This is a genomic window from Nocardioides fonticola (assembly GCF_039536805.1).
Taxonomy (GTDB): domain Bacteria; phylum Actinomycetota; class Actinomycetes; order Propionibacteriales; family Nocardioidaceae; genus Nocardioides; species Nocardioides fonticola.
This window is the reverse complement of sequence record NZ_BAAAZH010000008.1, coordinates 169,608-188,126: the sequence shown is the minus strand read 5'-3', so window position 1 is coordinate 188,126 and position 18,519 is coordinate 169,608. Positions and strand designations below refer to the sequence as shown.

The 18,519-nt window shown below is 75.0% G+C and carries 16 protein-coding genes; 7 read left to right on the top strand and 9 right to left on the bottom strand.

Translation table 11 applies throughout. The features are described 5' to 3' along the window. Window positions 1–9: 9 nt before the first annotated feature. The 3 genes from ABD671_RS05125 to ABD671_RS05115 all read right to left on the bottom strand — a co-directional run bounded on the left by ABD671_RS05125 (window position 10) and on the right by ABD671_RS05115 (window position 4,865). A complete protein-coding gene (locus ABD671_RS05125; protein WP_344732172.1) occupies window positions 10–1,422 on the bottom strand; it encodes a DUF5719 family protein in 1,413 nt (470 codons plus the stop codon). Further along, window positions 1,419–4,460, bottom strand: coding sequence for a glycosyltransferase (locus ABD671_RS05120; RefSeq protein ID WP_344732171.1), 3,042 nt, complete (start codon window positions 4,458–4,460; stop codon window positions 1,419–1,421). Before ABD671_RS05120 ends, ABD671_RS05125 begins: the two co-directional genes overlap by 4 nt. Before the next feature lie 150 nt (window positions 4,461–4,610). After that, entirely contained in the window at window positions 4,611–4,865 is a 255-nt protein-coding gene (locus tag ABD671_RS05115) for a WhiB family transcriptional regulator (RefSeq protein ID WP_344732170.1), read from the bottom strand. A 214-nt stretch (window positions 4,866–5,079) separates the two neighbouring features. Here ABD671_RS05115 and cofD point away from each other — a divergent pair, with 214 nt between their 5' ends. From cofD to ABD671_RS05095, 4 genes are read left to right on the top strand one after another with little or no spacing between them, the layout of a single operon-like run. Continuing rightward, on the top strand, window positions 5,080–6,075 hold the full coding sequence (cofD, locus tag ABD671_RS05110; RefSeq protein WP_344732169.1) for a 2-phospho-L-lactate transferase: 996 nt from the start codon (window positions 5,080–5,082) through the stop codon (window positions 6,073–6,075). Further along, the gene (gene cofE / locus ABD671_RS05105) at window positions 6,075–7,091 is read left to right on the top strand and encodes a coenzyme F420-0:L-glutamate ligase (RefSeq protein ID WP_344732168.1); all 1,017 of its coding nucleotides are present in this window, start codon (window positions 6,075–6,077) and stop codon (window positions 7,089–7,091) included. Before cofD ends, cofE begins: the two co-directional genes overlap by 1 nt. Window positions 7,092–7,137: 46 nt before the next feature. Further along, on the top strand, window positions 7,138–7,896 hold the full coding sequence (locus ABD671_RS05100; protein ID WP_344732167.1) for a DUF3105 domain-containing protein: 759 nt from the start codon (window positions 7,138–7,140) through the stop codon (window positions 7,894–7,896). Window positions 7,897–7,918: 22 nt separating this feature from the next. Beyond that, window positions 7,919–8,596, top strand: a complete 678-nt coding sequence (locus tag ABD671_RS05095) for a GntR family transcriptional regulator (RefSeq protein ID WP_344732165.1) — start codon at window positions 7,919–7,921, stop codon at window positions 8,594–8,596. A gap of 81 nt (window positions 8,597–8,677) precedes the next feature. Here the strand turns inward: ABD671_RS05095 and ABD671_RS05090 are convergent, their stop codons facing one another. From ABD671_RS05090 to ABD671_RS05080, 3 genes are read right to left on the bottom strand one after another with little or no spacing between them, the layout of a single operon-like run. After that, a complete protein-coding gene (locus ABD671_RS05090; protein ID WP_344732164.1) occupies window positions 8,678–9,484 on the bottom strand; it encodes an N-acyl homoserine lactonase family protein in 807 nt (268 codons plus the stop codon). Further along, on the bottom strand, window positions 9,481–10,380 hold the full coding sequence (locus ABD671_RS05085) for an NAD(P)-dependent oxidoreductase (protein ID WP_344732163.1): 900 nt from the start codon (window positions 10,378–10,380) through the stop codon (window positions 9,481–9,483). Before ABD671_RS05085 ends, ABD671_RS05090 begins: the two co-directional genes overlap by 4 nt. Continuing rightward, window positions 10,377–12,242, bottom strand: coding sequence for a family 1 glycosylhydrolase (locus ABD671_RS05080; RefSeq protein ID WP_344732162.1), 1,866 nt, complete (start codon window positions 12,240–12,242; stop codon window positions 10,377–10,379). The genes ABD671_RS05085 and ABD671_RS05080 overlap by 4 nt, the downstream gene beginning before the upstream one ends. Window positions 12,243–12,301: 59 nt before the next feature. Between ABD671_RS05080 and ABD671_RS05075 the strand changes: the two genes are divergently transcribed. Further along, window positions 12,302–13,150, top strand: a complete 849-nt coding sequence (locus ABD671_RS05075; protein ID WP_344732161.1) for an NAD-dependent epimerase/dehydratase family protein — start codon at window positions 12,302–12,304, stop codon at window positions 13,148–13,150. A 102-nt stretch (window positions 13,151–13,252) separates the two neighbouring features. Continuing rightward, window positions 13,253–14,230 carry an aldo/keto reductase gene (locus ABD671_RS05070; protein ID WP_344732160.1) on the top strand — a complete coding sequence of 326 codons (978 nt, stop codon included), beginning with the start codon at window positions 13,253–13,255 and terminating at the stop codon, window positions 14,228–14,230. 122 nt (window positions 14,231–14,352) lie between these two features. Here the strand turns inward: ABD671_RS05070 and ABD671_RS05065 are convergent, their stop codons facing one another. Both ABD671_RS05065 and ABD671_RS05060 read right to left on the bottom strand, forming a co-directional pair. Further along, window positions 14,353–15,573, bottom strand: a complete 1,221-nt coding sequence (locus tag ABD671_RS05065; protein ID WP_344732159.1) for an alpha/beta hydrolase — start codon at window positions 15,571–15,573, stop codon at window positions 14,353–14,355. Window positions 15,574–15,587: 14 nt separating this feature from the next. Then, entirely contained in the window at window positions 15,588–16,472 is an 885-nt protein-coding gene (locus tag ABD671_RS05060) for an alpha/beta hydrolase (RefSeq protein ID WP_344732158.1), read from the bottom strand. A 114-nt stretch (window positions 16,473–16,586) separates the two neighbouring features. On the opposite strand from ABD671_RS05060, the gene ABD671_RS05055 reads away from it, so the two are divergent. Beyond that, window positions 16,587–17,828, top strand: a complete 1,242-nt coding sequence (locus ABD671_RS05055; RefSeq protein ID WP_344732156.1) for an ROK family protein — start codon at window positions 16,587–16,589, stop codon at window positions 17,826–17,828. Here ABD671_RS05055 and ABD671_RS05050 read toward each other — a convergent pair. Beyond that, window positions 17,812–18,516, bottom strand: coding sequence for a hypothetical protein (locus tag ABD671_RS05050; RefSeq protein WP_344732155.1), 705 nt, complete (start codon window positions 18,514–18,516; stop codon window positions 17,812–17,814). The two genes, ABD671_RS05055 and ABD671_RS05050, sit on opposite strands and share 17 nt — an antisense overlap. Window positions 18,517–18,519: the final 3 nt, after the last annotated feature.

Here is an 18,519-nt window from a genome sequence, read left to right as displayed (position 1 = left end):
TTGAACTCCTCAGCCCCGCGGCAGCCCCGGCGCGACGTCCGGCACCAGGCTGCGGCGGACGAGCTCGCGCAGGGGCAGCACCGTGGTGCCGCTCCCCCGCCCGGTGCCGGCCCGGCTGACGCGGACGGCGGCGCGCACGGTGGTGCGCTCCGGGGTCAGGCTGACCGACTGGACGCCGGCGGGCAGGTCGAGGCTGACGCCGTTGCCCGGCACGAGCTCGACGGACCGGGAGAAGGCACGCCGTCCGCTCGACGTCCACCCCACGACCTGCACCACGCCCACGCCGGTGGACCCGGCGATCTCGAGCTGCGCGTCGCCCGGCGGCAGCGCCAGGCGGGTCTCCTCGCTCACGACGGTGGCGGGCACGGTCAGGGCGAGGTCGTCGGCGGCGGTCGATCGCAGGGACGCGGTGACCGCGCCGGTCGCGTTGACCTGGACGCCGAACGCGTCGGCGGCGGCCTTGGTGTCGAGCACCGAGCGCAGATCGACCGTCGCGATGGTCTGGGGATCGACGACGATCTCCTGGGCCGCGGAGGGGGTGAAGACCGAGTCGGGCGTGACGAGCTTGAGGGTCACGCGCACGGCGTCGGTGCCGGGATTGGCCACCGACAGCACCCGGCCGCCGGCGGAGCCGGGCAGGCCGAGCAGCCACAGGGTGGGGGCCGGAGCCGCCTGGCCCGGGAGGTAGTCGCTGCTCGCGGGTGTGGGCCCCAGCGCGTCGTAGGTGTCGAGGACGGCCGCGGCGATGCGGCCGCGGTCGGAGGTGACGTGCAGCGCGAGCTGGCTGCGTCGCGGCAGCAGCGTGGCGAGGTCGAGCCGCACGGTGCCGCGGCCGGGGACGGCGATGCCCTGGAACCGGGGAGCATCGACAGGGCCGGCGCCGCCGAGCACCTGGACGCTCGCGACCGCCGGGCCGGCGTCGGGGTTGGTGAGCTCGAGCACGGACCGGTGGGTCGCGCCGGCGCCGACCCCGGTGAACCACTGGTCGGCGGCGGGGGCGGGGCAGTCCATCGCGGAGAGGCGTGGACTGCCGACCCGCGTGGCGAAGAGGCCGGGGGCCAGGTCGTCCTCGCCGAGCACGACCTGGGCGTCGGTCGCCGCGCCGGGCAGGGAGCCGAGCCGACCGGGTGCGAGGTCGACCTCCTCGCCCTCGCCGTCGCGGCCGTCGTCGCGCGACGCCGTGACCCGGACCGGGCCGCTGGCCGTGCCGTCGGTGCCGAGCAGGACGCCGCCCGCACCGCTGGGGCACACGAGCGTGGCCCGCACCAGGTCGGCGGTGGCCGGGGGCCGCGGCCCGGTGCGGTCGTCGACCCGAGCGTCGGTCAGCAGGCCGGCGAGCAGGGTCAGCAGCGGCAGGACGACGGCCAGCACGCCGAGCGGGTTCAGCGGGCTGAGCGAGGGACGGCGCGGGGTGCGGGTCATCGGATCCTCCGTCCGCGGCGCCCGAGCGCCGGGTCGAGCGCCGGGGCGAGCGCGGGGTCGAGCGCGGGGTCGAGCGCGGGGTCGGCGTCACCGGGGCCCGACGCGCCGCGACGGGTCGGGCCGCACTGGACGGCGACGACGACGAGCGCCGCGCCCTGCACGAGCAGGAGCAGCAAGCGCAGCCACGACCGGTGGCCGGTGAGGTCGCCCTCGGCGACGCCGCGCTGGATCTGCCAGGCGCGGGTGCGCCGGTCCTCGGCGCTGGCCTGGGCGAGCCCGCCGGTGGCGTCGAGGGTGGCCGCGACGTCGCCGTCGGCGGGGGCGGCGAGCACGATGTAGGAGATGCCCTCGCGCGCCAGCTCGGCCACCGAGGCCGGCGAGGGACGTGAGACGAGGGTGCGCACGGCGTCCTCGAAGCTCTGGTCGACACGGGTCTGGTCGAGGATCTCGTCGTCGCCCAGACGCACGCCGTCACCGCGGCGCACGTCGAAGCGCAGGCCGTCCTCGACGCTGCCGCGCAGCACGAGGACGCCGGGCACCCGCCCGCGGTCGACCGCCTGCTCCATGTAGGCGGGGATGCCGGAGTCGACGCCGTCGCCCAGCCGGTTGTCGGGGCCGATGACGAACCAGCCCAGGCCGACCAGGGGCACGAGGGCGACGACCCCGGCGACGACGGCGGCCGCCGTGCGGGCCCAGGCCGGTGCCTGCGGGCCGCGACGGGCCGGGGTGGGGTCGAGGAGCGGCACGAGGGCCTGCGCGCCGAGCACGGCCGCCACCACGAACGCGCCCTGGAGCGCCACGACGAGGAAGGAGGTGCCGGGGGCCACCGACACCGCCGGCAGGTCGAGGGTGACCCAGGAGAGGACGAGCGCGACGACGGCGGCCAGCGAGGCCGCGATCCAGCACACCAGCACCGGGATCCGGCTGGTGCGCGGCAGCAGGGCCGCGAGGGCGGCCACGGCGAGCAGGACGCCGAGCCAGGTGGGCGCGCCCACGTCGCCGATGCGGCCGGCGAGCAGGTCGAGGCCGTGCGGGGCCGGCGCGGGCGGACGCCCGGCGTCGAGGAGCAGCCCCTCGGCGGCGCGGTGTCGCAGCGCGGGCAGCCACCACGGCAGGAGCAGGAGCACCGGCAGGGCGATCGCGGTGGCCGGCGGTCCCCAGGCCGAGCGGTCGGCGATCGCGCCGGGCACGATGCGCAGCGCCAGGCCGGTGACGACGGCGCCGAGGACGACGGCGAAGAACCACGCCGTCGGGGTCACCGAGGTGACGACGCTCAGCAGCAGACCGGCCCGGAACGCCGCGCGCCAGCGCCGATCGGCCTCGGGCTCGGCGAAGCCCAGGGCGGCGTGGGCGAGCCAGGGCAGCAGCGCCGCGGCCACGACGGGGCCGAGTCGTCCGTCGCCGTACGCGCCGCTCGTGACCGGCACGAGCGCGTAGGTGACCGCTCCCCACAGCAGCAGCCACCGCGGCATGCCCTGCGGGGAGACCAGACGGCCCACGACCCGCAGGAACCGCCACGCGCCCCACAGCCCGACCGGCACGGCACCCACGAGGACGACGCTGACGGCCAGGCCGGCGCTCCCGCCGAGGAGGCTGGCGAGCAGGGCCAGCGGCAGCAGGTACGGCGGTGCGGGCACCGGCGTCCCGAGCCCCAGCGGGTGCCAGGAGGCCAGGTAGGTGCTCCACCAGTCGCCCGCTCCGGCCGGGGCCGGGGCGAGGCCGCCCCCGGCCACCGATCCGAAGGCGGCGCGGGCGCCGATGAGCGAGGCCAGCACGACGAGGGTCAGCAGCACCTCGATCGGGTTGGTGAGGAACCGCACGACGAATCCGGAGTCGTCGGGCAGTTCGTCGTCGGCGGCCTGGGCCTGCACCCGCTTCGCGGCGAAGGACGCCGGGTCGCGCTCGGCCGCGGCCAGTCGCCGTCGCTCGGCGACGTCGGCCGCCTGGCTGGTCGCGGCGTCCGCGAGATCGGTGAGGAGGTCGAGGCCGTGGCGGTAGGGCAGCCACCACGGTGCGAGCAGACCGCGGACCTCGCCCCCGGCGCCCCCGGCACGGCCCGACCGGCCACGGCGGGCGCGGCGGGCGGCCAGCAGCTGACCGGGGCTGCCCACCACCGAGACGAGGGCGGCCAGTTCGTCGAGCGCCTGACCGACCTGGCGCACCAGCAGGAAGCCCAGCATCCGCAGCAGCGTGCCGAACCCGAGCCGCAGGATCTGCAGCGGCAGCCATCGGCCCCGGCTGTTCGCCAGCAGCGTGTAGAGCGCGGCCCGGCGCTCCTGGTAGTGGGTGTGGCGGCCCGTGAGCGGCGTGCGGCGGATGCCGCGATGGGCGGCCTCGGCGTGGAACACGACGGCGTCGGGGACGACGAGGGTCGTGTGCCCGGCGGCGGCGGCCCGCCACCCGAAGTCGAGGTCGTTGCCGAAGACGGGCAGCTGGTCGTCGAAGCCGCCGAGCTGGTCGAGGACGTCGCGGCGCACCAGCATGCCGGCGGTGTTGACCGCGAGCACGCGGCGCACCTCGTCGTGCTGACCCTGGTCGTACTCGCCGCGCTCGAGGCCGGTCTCGCGACGTCCGGTGCCCGAGATCGTGACACCGAGCTCGAGGAGGCGCCGCAGCGAGGGCCATTCGCGCAGCTTGGGGCCCAGCACCGCGGCGTCCGGGCGCGCGGCGGCCTGCGCGAGCAGCCGGGCGAGGGCCTCGGGGTGGGGCGTGGAGTCGTCGTGGAGCATCCAGACCCAGTCGACGTCGTCGAGCCGGGCCAGGCCCTCGCGCACGGCGGCCGGGTAGCCGGTGCCCCCGGGCACCGTGAGCACGGTGCCGAAAGCGTCCTCGAGCAGCGCATCGGACCCGTCGCGGCTGGTGGTGTCGACGGCGACGACCCGGTCGGCCGGGCGCTGCTGGGCGCGGATGCCGTCGATGACGGTGGGCAGCCAGCGGGCGCCGTCGTGGCTGACGATCAGCAGGCCGACCCGCGGGGCGGGCGACCCGTCGAGCGCTGCGACCTGCACGGGTGCGGTACCCGGTTCGACTCCCGACACGCCGGAGACCCTAACCGCCCGGGGCCGTGGGAGGGGAAAGCGCGGAGCCGGGCCCCGAGCCGGGCCCGGAACGGCGGAGGACCCGCTGCCCTCGCGGGCCACGGGTCCTCCACTGATGTTCCGCCGAATGCTGCGCCGACGACGCTTCGGTCAGACCGCGCGCTTCTTCAACTTGCGACGCTCCCGTTCGGAGAGACCGCCCCAGATGCCGAACCGCTCGTCGTTCATGAGTGCCGATTCCAGGCACTCGGTCCTGACCTCGCAGGTGAGGCAGACCTTCTTGGCCTCCCTCGTGGAGCCGCCCTTCTCGGGGAAGAACGCCTCCGGGTCGGTCTGAGCGCACAGTGCGCGGTCTCGCCAACCCGCTTCGTCGGCGCTCGATTCGAGGAGAAACAGCTCTCTCACGATGCGCCCCTTTCGACCCTCGTGTTCGTCCGAAGAACACTGCGGGAATTACATGCCTGTCGTACCGCCGAAGTCAAGCCCGGTTCTGATATACGTCCCCTTCGTCCCGACGGCACCGGCCCGCCTGACGCGGCCGTCATCGGGCCGTCACCTGGACGTCATGGGGCCGGACCGCCTGCCGGAGCGGTGCCGCCGGTGGTGCAGAGTACGAACCATGCGCGCGATCACCGTCCTGTCCGGCGGCATGGGCGGGGCCCGGTTCCTCCAGGGCCTCCTCCACGGCATCGCGGCCGGCTCGCTGCCCGGCGTCCCGGCCGACGCCGAGGTCACCGTGGTGGCCAACACCGCCGACGACATCTGGGTGCACGGACTCAAGGTCTGCCCCGACCTCGACACCGTCATGTACACCCTCGGCGACGGCATCGACCTCGAACGCGGCTGGGGACGGCGCGAGGAGACGTGGAGCGTGCGCACCGAGCTGGCCGCCTACGGCGTCGAGCCCACCTGGTTCGGCCTCGGCGACCGCGACGTCGCCACCCACCTCGTGCGCACCCAGATGCTCGACGCCGGCTACCCGCTCTCGGCGGTCACCGAGGCGCTGTGCCGCCGTTGGCAGCCGGGGGTGCGCCTGCTGCCGATGACCGACGACCGGGTCGAGACCCACGTCGCGATCGCCGACCCCGACTCCCCCAGCGGCAAGCGCGTCGTGCACTTCCAGGAGTACTGGGTGCGGCTGCGGGCCTCGGTGCCGGCCGAGACCGTCGTCGTGGTCGGCCAGGACGCCGCCACGCCCGGCCCGGGCGTGCTGGAGGCGATCGGCTCGGCCGACCTCGTGCTCGTGCCGCCGTCGAACCCGGTCGTCTCGGTCGGCACGATCCTGGGCGTGCCCGGCATCCGCGAGGCCGTCGCGGGCACGCCGGCCCCGGTGATCGGCCTGTCCCCCATCGTCGGGGGCGACCACGTGCGCGGCATGGCCGCCCAGATGCTCGCGGCGATCGGGGTCGCCGTGTCCGCCGAGGCCGTCGGCCTGCACTACGGCGCACGCAGCGCCGGCGGCGTCCTCGACGCCTGGCTCGTCGACGAACGCGACGCCGCCGCGCTGCCCGCCCTGCGTGCGGCCGGGCTGCGCGCCGACGCCGTCCCGCTGCTCATGCACGACCCTGCCGCCACCGCGGCGATGATCGCGGCCGGCCTGGCCCTGGTGGGCTGATGGGCGAGGGCAGCGCGATCGGCATCGTCGCCCCCGACGGCGTCCCGGAGATCCGGCCGGGCGACGACCTCGCGGCGCTGCTGCTGCCCCTGCTCGACCTGCGCGACGGCGACATCCTGATCGTCACCAGCAAGATCGTCAGCAAGGCCGAGGGCCGCGTGCGCGACGGCGATCGCGACAGCGCCCTGGCCGAGGAGACCGACCGGCTCGTCGCCCGCCGCGGCCCGACGAGCATCGTGCGCACGCGCCTGGGACTCACGATGGCGGCCGCCGGCATCGACGCCTCCAACGTCGAGGCCGGACGCATCGTGCTGCTGCCGCTCGACCCCGACGCCTCGGCCCGCCGGCTGCGGGAGGCCGTGCTGACCCGCACCGGCCGCGTCGTCGGCGTGATCGTCACCGACACCGCGGGCCGGGCCTGGCGCGAGGGGCAGACCGACATCGCGGTCGGCGCGGCCGGCGTCCGGGTCGCCGAGCCGTACGGGGGACGCGTCGACGCCTACGGCAACGAGCTCGCGGTCACCCTCCCGGCCGTGGCCGACGAGATCGCCGGCGCCGCCGAGCTCGCCCAGCACAAGCTCGGCGCGCGACCGGTCGCGGTGCTGCGCGGGCGCGCCGACCTGGTGCTGCCCGCCGACGACCACGGGCCCGGCGCGGCAGCCCTCGTGCGCCCCGAGGCCGGCGACCTGTTCGGGTACGGCGCCCGCGAGGCCGTGCTGCGCGCCCTCGAGGGTCGCGCGGGCGACGATCGGGGCTTCGGTGCGGTCGCGACGCCCGAGGAGATCGCCGAGGGCCTCGCGCGTCTCGCCCATCACGGTGTGGAGGTCCTGGCGTCCCCGGGCACGGCTCCCGGCACGGCTCCCGGCACGGTTCCGGGGGCGCCGGAGGAGGGCCGCCTCGCCGTCCGCGGGCCCCGCGAGGTGCTGGAGGCGGTGGCGTTCGCCCACCGCTGGCGTGTGACACGAGATGGTGACGATCCCCCGGGGATTCTGCGTCTGCACCCGGCCTCTCCGTAGACTCTGCGCGTCCGTCCGCCGAAGAGAGCTCCGAGGTAGTCCCACCGTGGCCAAGAAGAGCGCCAAGTCCGACCGCCAGCAGGTCCTGGACCAGATCCGCAAGCAGCAGCGCGGTGCCGACCGTCGCCGGGGCTTCGCGATCATCGGTGTCTGCCTCGTCATCGCCCTGCTCATCGTCGGCGCGGCCGCCTACCAGCCGGTGAAGAACTGGTACGACGACCGCCAGTACGCCGACGTCGCGCTGAGCGGCATCGGCCAGGCCGCCTCGGTCTGCCAGCCGGTCGAGGAGAAGAAGGCCGACGGCAACCAGCAGCACGTGCCCGAGGGCACCCCGGTCGACTACACGACCGCTCCGCCGGCCTTCGGCGCCCACTGGAACGTCGCCGGCGTCGCCCCCGACCCGATGCAGCGCAAGCTCTACACCGAGGACGACCGCCCGGCGCTCGAGGCGCTCGTGCACAATCTCGAGCACGGCTACACGATCCTCTGGTACGACAAGACGATCGCCGACTCCAGCAAGCAGATGAGCTACCTGCGCGCGATCGCCGACAAGCTCGCCGGCACCTCGAACTTCCGCACGAAGTTCAAGGCCGTGCCCTGGCTCTCCACCGACGAGGACGGCAAGACCTTCCCCGACGGCGCGCACGTCGCCTTCACCCACTGGACCGCCGGCGGCGTCGGCCAGACCGACACGACCAAGCAGAAGGGCGCCTTCCAGTACTGCTCGGGCGTCAGCGGCGCGGCCCTGTCGTCGTTCATGGAGAAGTTCCCCTACTTCGACAGCCCCGAGCCCGACGGCATGTGATCGGCGCGCGGAGGAGACGCCCATGACGCAGGCCGGAGGTTCCCCGCGTCGTATCGCCGCTCCCCTGCGCCAGGAGGTCGTCGAGGGTCTGCGCGCCGCCATCGTCGCCGCGGAGTTCGCACCCGGCGAACGGCTCTACGAGAACGCCCTGTGCGAACGGTTCGCGGTCTCCCGCACCGTCGTGCGCGAGGCGCTGCGGCAGTTGGAGACCGAGGGGCTGGTCAGCATGGTCGCCCATCGCGGCCCGGTGGTCGCCGTCCTGACCCCCGAGGACGCCCGCGACCTCTACGAGCTGCGAGCGGCGTTGGAGGGCACGGCCGGGGCACTGTTCGCCGAGCGGGCCGGGGACGACGAGCGGCAGGCGCTGGAGGCGGCCCTGGCCGAGGTCGAGGCGGCCTTCGCCACCGGCGACATCACCCTCGAGCTGGCCGCCAAGGACCGCTTCTACGAGACGCTCTTCGCCGGCTCGGGCAACCGGGCCATCACCGCCACGGTGCGCGGCATCAAGGCCCGCGTGCAGGTGCTGCGCGGGCTCTCGCTGCGCACCGAGGGCCGCGCCGCGGTGTCGCTGCAGGAGCTGCGCGACATCGTGCAGGCGGCCGCGGTCGCGGCCGACCCCGAGGCGGCCCGGCAGGCGTGCGAGGCCCACGTGCGCAACGCGGGCGTCCTCGCCCTCGCCGCGCTCGAGGCCTCGGCCTAGACGCCGCCCTCTCCTCCGCCCTCTCCTCCGCCCTCTCCTCCGCCCTCTCCGTCGCCCTTGCGCCGCGGGAGGCCGGAGGCGTCAGAGGATCCGCAGCAGATCCGCGCCGTGCCGCAGCCGCGTGCGCTCGAAGGCCTCCAGGTCGGCGGGATCGTGCCCGGCGACGACACGGACGCCGTCCTCGCGTGCGGTCCGCAGCCGATCGAAGCTGGCGTACATGCGGGGCAGGTCGTCGACGATGAAGAAGGGCCGGTCGTCGTCGAGCTCCTCGTAGTAGTGGGCGGCGTCGGAGGCCAGCAGCACCCGCCGACCGCCGGACTCGATCAGGAGCCCCTGGCTGCCGGGGGTGTGGCCGGGCAGCGCGACCGTGCGCACGCCGGGTGCGACCTCGACCTCCTCCTCGTCGAGCACGAGGCGGCCCTCGCGCCGCACCCGCTCGAGGGCGGCCATCTGATCGGCGTCGGTGAATCGGCGGAAGAGAGCGCGCTCGGCCATCGGCGAGGTCCAGAACTCCCATTCCTCTCGGCGCATCCGCACCTGCGCTCCGGACAGCAGCTCGTGGTTGCCGACGTGGTCGGAGTGCAGGTGGGAGTGGACGACGGTCGTGACGTCGTCGGGACCGAGATCGAGATCGGCGAGTGCCTCGGGGACGCCGCTGAGCCAGGCCACCCCCAGCCGGTCGCCGGCGGCGCGGGTGTAGCCGGTGTCGAAGAGGATCACCTGCTCGGCGCTGCGCACGACCCACAGGTAGAAGTCGCAGATCATCGGGCCGTCGGGTTCGCCGTACTCGGCGAACCGGAGCAGCTCGGCGCTGCGGGTCGTGGGGTAGGTGGCGTAGCGGACGGCGTGCACCTGCCAGTCGGGCGCGGCGAGGGTCGGATCGGTCACGGGGCGTCCTCGGGTCGGGGATGGATGCGGGCGATCTCGGTGTGGTCGCGGCCCGGGCCGAGCGCGGCGCCGACCGACCGCCACCGGTCGAGCACGGCACGCGCCAGCGGCGTCTCGACCCGGCCGTCCTCGGCCAGCGCGAGCGCCAGGCCGAGGTCCTTGACCATCAGGTCGAGTCCGAAGCCCGAGGCATGGGCGCCGGTGAGCACGTGCGGCACCAGCTTGGTCTCGGTGGCGTGATTGCGCCCGCTGCCGGCGTTGAGCACCTGCACCACGAGCTCGGGCGCCAGCCCGTGGGCGGCGCCGATGCGCAACGCCTCGCCGGCGATGGCCAGGCCGGTCGCGGAGACCAGGTTGTTGAGCGACTTCAGCATCTGCCCGGCGCCGAGCGGCCCGCCGTGCAGGAAGGTCGACCCCACGGGCGCAAGCACCCGGATCGCCTCGGCGACGTCGTCGGGTGCGCCGCCGAGCAGGACGGCGAGATCGCCGGTCGCGGCCCGCGCGACCCCGCCGGTGACGGCGGCGTCGACCAGGCGCACGCCGCGGGCGGCGAGCCGGGCTCCGAGCGCGCGGGTCGCGGCGGCCTCCCCCGAGGTCAGGTCGAGCAGCAGCGCTCCGGGCTCGAGCACGGGCAGCACGTCGTCCACGACGGCGGCGACGTCGGCACTGGTGGGCAGGCAGGTCAGGACGATGCAGGCGCCGCGCGCGGCGGCGGTGGGGCTCGCAGCCCGGGTCAGCCCCGGCACGGCGTCGGCCCGTGCGGGGTCGAGGTCGTACCCGACCACCCGGTGCTCCCCCGTCGCCACGAGGCGGCCCGCCACGGGGGCGCCGAGGGCGCCCAGGCCGATGACGGCCAACCGCGGGGGCTCCGGAGCCCCGGATGCACCCGGGCTCACGGCCCGTCCTGCGGCGACGCCTCCCGCACGGTGGCCACGACGACCCGCATCGCGGCGAGCGCAGCCGGGGCACCGGCGTAGACGGCGGTGTGGGTGACCGCCTCGGCGATCTGCTCGGGCGTGCAGCCGTTGCGCAGGGCGCCGCGCACGTGCACGGCCAGCTCGTCGTGGTGGCCGAGGGCGGCGAGCAGGGAGACGGTCACCAGCGAGCGGGTGGGCCGCGGCAGCTCCGGACGCTCCCACACCGTGCCCCAGCAGGCGGTGGTGACGAGGTCCTGGAGCGGTGCCGCGAGCGGGTCGACGCCGGCCGTCGAGCGCCGCACGTGCTCGGCGCCGAGCACCTCGGTGCGGTTCGCCGTCCCGCGCAGCCGCGGGGTCTCGGCGGCGACGAGGTCGCGGTACCAGTAGGCGCTGTCCTTCGGGGTGCGCTGCTGGGTCTCGTAGTCGACGTGCACCAGCCCGAAGCGGCGCTCCAGGCCCAGTGACCACTCGAAGTTGTCGAGGAACGACCAGGCGAAGTACCCGCGCAGGTCGACGCCCCGGTCGATCGCGTCGGCGCAGGCCTCGAGGTGGGTGCGCAGGTACGCGATGCGCTCGGGGTCGGCGACCCGCCCGTCGGCGCCGACCTCGTCGGCGTGGGCCATGCCGTTCTCGGTGAGGTAGAGCGGCGGCACCGGGTAGTCGCGGTGCAGGCGCAGCAGCAGCTCGGTGAGCCCCTCGGGATCGATCTCCCAGCCCATCTGGGTGCGCGGGCGGCCGGTCGCGACGAACTCGACGTCCTCGCATCCGACGTGCGGCGTGGGCTCGGCCGCGGCGGGCGCCTCGGCGTCGACCAGGGTGTCGGCCGCCGGGCTCGCCGAGGCCGCCGACGCCCCCGACGGATCGGCGGCGCGGGCCACGAACCGCCGGTAGTAGTTGACGCCGAGCAGGTCGAGGGGCTGGGCGATGGTGGCCAGGTCGCCGGGGCGCACGAGGTGCTCCCAGTCGACCTGCGGGAGCTCGGCGACCATGTCGGCCGGGTAGCTGCCGCGCAGGATCGGGTCGAGGAAGAACCGGTTGCGCCGCGCATCGATGCGGCGGGCGGCGTCCTGGTCGGCCGCGGCTGCGGTGGCCGCCTCGACCGGGGAGAGGTTGAGGGTGACCCCGAAGCGGTGGTCGGGACGACGCTCGCGCATCGCCCGGAGGGCCAGGCCGTGGCCGAGCATGAGGTGGTGGCCGGCGGCGATGGCGCTCGGCCCGTCGACCACCCCCGGGGCCTGGGTGCCGGCGGCGTAGCCGTAGAACGCCGAGCAGAACGGCTCGTTGAGCGTCGTCCAGTGGGCGATGCGGTCGCCCAGGGCGTCGTGGACGACGAGGGCGAACTCCGCGAACGCCTCGGCGGTCGAGCGGGCCGCCCAGCCGCCGTCGCGCTCTTGGAGCACCTGCGGGAGATCCCAGTGGTAGAGCGTCACCCACGGCTCGACGCCGTTGCGGTCGAGGGCGTCGAGCAGGCGCCGGTAGAAGTCCAGACCGCGCTGCTCGATGCGTCCGCTCCCCTCCGGCAGCACCCGCGGCCAGGAGATGGAGAAGCGGTAGAACCGGGCGCCGAGCCAGCCGAGCAGGTCGGCGTCGGCGGCATAGCGGTGGTAGTGGTCGCAGGTGGTCTCGCCGGTGTCGCCGCCGAGGATGGCTCCCGGGCGCTCGCAGTAGGCGTCCCAGATCGAGGGCGAGCGACCGTCCGCGGCGACCGCCCCCTCGATCTGGTAGGCGGCGGTGGCGGTGCCGAACGCGAAGTCGGCCGGCAGCCGGCGACGCAGGTCGGTCACGGACGGCGGCAGGGTCGCGGCGCTGGCGGCGGTCATGACAGGGGTTCCCTCGGGCATGGGCCTACGCTATCGTCATACGGTATTACGAGATAGTCCCGATCTGCGGAGGAGCACCCATGCCCGTCGTCGCCGTCACCGGAGGGAGCGGCAAGCTCGGCCGCGCCGTCGTCCGGGAGCTCCTCGAGCACGGCTGGACCGTGATGAACGTCGACCAGCGGCCCTCTCCCGACCGCGGCGCCCGGTTCCTGCGCATCGACCTCACCGACTTCGGCCAGGTCGTCGAGGCCTTCACCGGCATCGACCAGGCCCACACGGGCGTCGACGCGGTGGTGCACCTCGGTGCGATCCCCGGCCCGGCGCAGGCTGGCAACGCCGCCACGTTCGGCAACAACATCCTCAGCACCTACCACGTGTTCTCCGCAGCACGGCTGGCCCGCGTGCGCAACGTCGTGTGGGCCTCCAGCGAGACGCTCTTCGGCTATCCCTTCGACGACGCCCCCGAGCGGCTGCCGCTGGAGGAGACCTGCGAACCGCGGCCCAACGCCGACTACGCCCTGGAGAAGCTGCTCGCCGAGACCGCCGCCGCCCAGTTCTGCCGGCGCGACCCCCAGCTGTCGATGACCGGTCTGCGCTTCTCCAACGTGCTCGACGAGACCGACTACGTCGAGATCCCGCAGTGGCAGGACGACCCGATGCTGCGTCGCTGGAACCTGTGGTCCTACATCGACACCCGCGACGGCGCGCGCGCCGTCCGGCTCGCCCTCGAGCAGCCGCGACCCGGCAGCCGGGTGTACGCGATCTTCAACGACGACACCGTGATGGAGCGCCCGACCCAGGAACTTGTCGACCTGTACTACGCCGACGTGCCGCGCGAGCGCGACTTCGTCGGGCACGAGGCGCTGGTCTCCACCGCGCGGGCGGCCGCCGAGCTCGGCTGGCGCCCGCAGCACACCTGGCGCGACTGACTCCCGGCGCCGTCCACCCCGAGCAACCACCCGAGCAACGACCCGAGCACCACCACCGGCCCGACGACCACGGCGGGCGCATCGAAGGGAACGAGGAACCCGATGGAGTACCGACGCCTCGGCGAGACCGGCCTGGTCGTCTCCCGCCTGGCCCTGGGCTGCATGAGCTACGGCGAGCCCGATCGCGGCGGCCACCCCTGGACCCTGCCGCCGGCGGAGTCGGAGGTGTTCATCCGCCGCGCGCTCGACCTCGGCATCACCTTCTTCGACACCGCGAACGTCTACTCCGACGGCTCGAGCGAGGAGATCCTCGGCGACGTGCTCGGCCGGCTCGTGCCGCGCGACGAGGTGGTCATCGCCACCAAGGTGCACGGCCGCATGGGGCCCGGCCCGGCCGGCTCCGGACTGTCGCGCACGGCGATCATCGCGCAGTGCGAGGCGAGCCTGCGCCGCCTCGGCGTCGACCACATCGACCTCTACCAGATCCACCGGTGGGACGACGAGACGCCGATCGAGGAGACCCTCGAGGCGTTGAACGACCTGGTGCGCGCCGGCAAGGTGCGCTACCTCGGCGCCTCCTCGATGTTCGCCTGGCAGTTCGCGAAGGCGCGCTACCTGGCCCGCGAGCACGGCTGGACGCCGTTCGTCTCGATGCAGAACCACTACAACCTGCTCTACCGCGAGGAGGAGCAGGAGATGAACCCCTTCTGCCTCGACCAGGGCGTCGGCATCCTGCCGTGGAGCCCGCTGGCCCGCGGTCGGCTCGCCCGCGCCTGGGACACCACCACCGACCGCGCCGCGACCGACGCCTTCGGCAGCACGCTCTACGGCCGTCAGGAGGACGCCGACCGTGCCGTCGTCGAGGCGGTCGGCCGGATCGCCGAGCAGCGCGGGGTGCCCCGGGCGACCGTGGCGCTGGCCTGGCTGCTGGGCCGGCCCGGCGTGACCGCGCCGATCGTGGGCGCCACCCGGCAGGCCCACCTCGACGACGCCGTCGCGGCCGTCGACCTCGAGCTCAGCGCCGAGGAGATCACCGCGCTCGAGGGCCCCTACGTGCCGCACGAGCGCGCCGGGTTCTGATCCCGGCGCCGGCCCGATCGTCTGCCGGGCGCCCGGGCCGGCCGGATCAGCCGGATCAGCCGGATCAGCCGGTCCGGCCGGATCGGCGGCCGCGCCGGTCGGGCGCCGTCCCATCGCGTCGGTTACCGGCTCGGCGTCGCGATCGCGTAGGAGCCGGCGAGCGGCTCCTCCACGCCGTCCCAGACCGAGGCCCCGGTGGCGGGATCGCGGGAGAAGTGCTTGACGAAGTCCCAGCCCAGCCGGGCGAAGGTGCCGTGCGGCCAGTGCGGGCAGTTCTCGATGGCCACCAGGCGCACCCGCGGCACCCCGTCGGCGGCGCGGAGGCTGACGACGTGGTGCGGGGTGTCGTCGAGCACGATCGTGGCGGCGTCCTCGGGCCGCGCGGCGGGCACCCCGATGGTGCGTTCGGCCGCCCGGTCGTCGGGCAGCCCGACGGTCGCCAGCGCCTCGTCGAGGGCGAAGGGGCGCACCCCGTTGAGCCGGAACCAGAAGTTCGCGTGGTCGAGGGCCTGCTGGGCGCTGCGATCGTGGTCGTGGCCGTTGTTGGTCTCGACGAACTGCTCGTGGTGCACGGGGTAGGGGTGGCCGTAGTCGCAGAGCCCCGTGATGTTGACGATCGGCAGGTGCACCTCTGCTGCGCGGCCGGCCAGCTCCTCCCCCGGCAGGTCCCAGATGAAGGGGTAGAGGTGCGCGTTGAGCAGCACCGCGGCGATGGTCTCGGGGTGCCGCAGGGCGAGACCGACGGCGCGGAACCCGGGGAAGGAGAAGCCGGTGACGTAGACCCGGGCGGGGTCGACGGGCAGCTCCTCCATCGCCCGCTGGAGCACGTGCCACAGGTCGTCGGTGGGCGGCAGGTCGCGCGGGCCGTCGCCGTAGACCGGCTTGGCGAAGTCCTTCACGAAGCCCGGCATCCCGGCGCGGGCCTGCGGGATCACCACGATCGCCTCGTCGTGCGCCGCCTCGAAGGTGTGCCCGTACGTCTCGGCCACGAGGTCGCTCTTGCGGTTGACCTGGAGCAGCAGCGGGTAGCGGCGCTCGGACTCCTCGCGCGCGGAGACCGGCACGTAGGAGTACCAGGGCGTGTCGGTGTCGGCGTCGTTCAACCGCTTGTCGATTCCGCGGCCGTGCCCGGCCCAGAAGGCCAGGACGGCGGGGTCGAGGCCGTCGGCGTGGTCGAGCAGCACGTTGTGCTCGAGGAAGTGCGCACCCTGGGCGGAGCCGATGTAGCGGTCGACGTCGAAGGTCTCATCGCCCATCGCCGACAGCGTGGCCCGCAGGGAGGTGCCCTCGCCGACGAGGCCGGGCAGGGCGAGATCGAAGCGTCGGGTGTCGTGGGTCGTCATGGGGCTCTCCGGGCTCAGGCGGACGGGGCGTGGGCGGCGAGGAAGTCGAGGAGCTCGCGCGTCAGGGCCGGGTCGGTGAAGTAGAGGTCGTCGCCGTGGCCGGCCTCGACCAGCACGCAGCGGCCGTCGACCCCGGCGGCGCGCAGGCGGGCGGCGAGCTGCTCGGCACCCTCGGTGCCGGCGACGGCGTCGTAGCGACCGGCGAGGAGCAGCACCGGCGGTGCGCCCTCTCCGGCGGCGGCGACGGCGCTGGCCGCCTCGGCCACCTCGGCGGCCTCGGGAGCGTCGGGTTCGACGCCGAGGAAGCGCCCCTCGGGGGTCGGCGGGTGGGCCATGTGCTCGAGGTAGAAGCCGCGGATCTCGCTGCCCTCGGCCACGCGCCGCTTGCGTTCGCGCACCGCGACCGCCAGGTCGGGCACGCCGTAGTAGCTGACGACGCCGCGCACGTTCGCGCGGGCGTGCGGGTCGCGCATCGCGGTGAGCAGGGAGAGGTGGGCGCCGGCGCTGTCGCCGAGCAGCACGATGCGGGCGGGGTCGAGGCCGAGGCCGGGGGCGGCCTCGGAGAGCCAGGCGATGGCGGCGGCGACGTCGTCCGCGCCGGCCGGGAAGGGCGCCTCGCCGCTGAGCCGGTAGTTGATCGCGGCGATGGCCCAGCCCCGCCCGAGCAGCAGATCGGCGAGACGTCGCAGGCCGGGCTGTTCGCCGAGCCAGCTCTTGTCGCCGGTCATCCACCCACCGCCGTGCACGTAGACGACGACCGGCCGCGGGGTCTCGGGCCCACCATCGGGCCCACCATCGGGCCCAACGTCGGAACAGGCGTCGGGCATGTGCAGATCGAGGCGGTGCGCGGCGAGGGGGCCGTAGGCGTGCTCGCTCACGACGAGGGCATCGGACTCCACCGGATCACTCCTTCGCGCTTCGACGACGGCGTCGTCGCACCGGCCGCGACGCTAGGACGGCGGGTTATCGCCATTCAACGCCGGAATTGCAACGGGATCCGGCATTATTCGAGGATGCCGGTCGACCGTCTCCCGCTCGACGCCGTCGCGCTGCCCACGCTCCGCCTGCCGGGCAGCGAGGCGGCCGGACCGCTCACGCCCACCGGCGCCGCGCGCCTCGCCCTCCTCGTCGCCAGCGGGCGGGCGGCCTCGAAGGCCGAGCTGGTCACGGCGACGGGATGGCCGCGCTCGACCGTGGCCGGCCACGTGGAGGCCCTGCTGGCGGCCCACGTGCTCGACCGGGCGGGCACCGTGGCCTCCCCCGGTCGTGGCCGACCCGCCGAGCGGCTCACCCTCCACGCCGACGCCGGCGTCGTCGCCGCCGTCGACGTGGGCACCAGCCGCACCCGGATCGCGCTCGCGCGCCTCGACCAGCGCATCGTGGCGATGGAGGAGATCCGGCTCGACGTCGCCCGGGGCCCCGAGGCGATGATCCGGCGGCTGCGCGACGTCCTGCGCGACATCCTGCGCCGCGGCAGCAGGCCCGCCCACCTGCGCGGCGCCGTCGTCGGCATCCCGGCCCGCGTCGACACCACCACCGGGTCGGCGGTGCGGCCCACGACCCTGCCCGGGTGGGACGCCTATCCGCTGACGGCCGAGCTCACCGAGCACCTCGGCTGCCCGGTCGTGGTCGAGAACGACGTCAACCTGCGCGCCCTCGGGGAGTCGGCCGCCCTCCCGCACGACCAGCTGCCGCTGGTGGCGGTCAAGCTCGCCGCCGGTGTCGGCGCGGGCATCGTCGATGCCACCGGCCGGGTCTTCCACGGCTTCGACGGCGGGGCGGGCGACATCGGCCACGTGCCGGTGCGGGGCGCGGACGACGTGCCCTGCACGTGCGGGCGCACCAGCTGCCTGGAGTCGGTGGCCTCGCTGCCGGCCCTGGTGCGCCAGGTCGGCCTGGCCGCCGACGCCCCGGCGTCCTGGGACCCGCTCTTCGAGGAGTACTTCGCCCTCCTCGAGGCGGGCGACCCGACCGCGATCGCAGTGCTGGGCGAGGCCGCCGACGCCCTCGGCGAGGTGCTGATCGGGGTGTGCAACCTGCTGAACCCGCGTCGCATCGTGCTCACCGGCGGCCTGACCGAGTACAGCGACGAACTGCTGGCCCGGGTGCGCGGGTCGGTCTACCGCGGGGCCCGCACCCTCGCCACCCGCAACCTGACCATCGAGCATGCGGTGCTGCGGGAGCGGTGCGGCCTCGCGGGCGGGCTCGTGCTCGGCATCGAGCAGGCTCTCGCCCACGTCATCGGGCGAGCGTGACCGCCGAGGGCATCGGCACCGGCTGCCGCAGGACGCCGAAGGGTTCGGTGGCGATCTCGACCAGATCACCGGGCCGCAGGCGCGGGGTCACCGGACCGCGGGTGCGCACGCCGTGCGGCGTCACCTCGACGACGAGCGGGGCGGGCAGCGAGGCCACCGGGCGGTGGTTGATCCGCATCCGCACGCCGATCCTGGCGACCGGGAGGAGGTCGAGATCCTCGGCCGTGACGACCCAGGGCGCCGTCGTCCGGGCGATGGTCAGCGCACCGAGGCGCCACGCCACGCTCAGGGCCACGGCACGGACGTCTCCGGCGGCGACCGGGCCGCCCGCCGTCCCGGGGACCACGGGGACGACGCGCAGCCGGCACCGCAGCTCACCACCGTCGGGGGTTTCGGGGGCACCCGAGCCGGGGACGCGGGGAGCACCGGCCCCCGGCGCCGTGACCGGCGCCGGCTGATGGGCGGGCAGGGGCGCCAGCGCGATGACGTCGCGCGGGTGGAGGCCGTCCCGGGCGGCGGCGCGGTCGGCGAACTCCTCGCGGCGCTCGGGCTCGGCGCCGAGCAGCGTCGCCAGCTCGGTGCGTCCCTCGAAGGGATGAATCCACCAGCTGACGGGTCCCCCGAGGACCAGACCCCAGCGGCGGCGCGACGGCGGGTCGGCCGGCAGGCGGTAGACGGCCAACCTCATGGC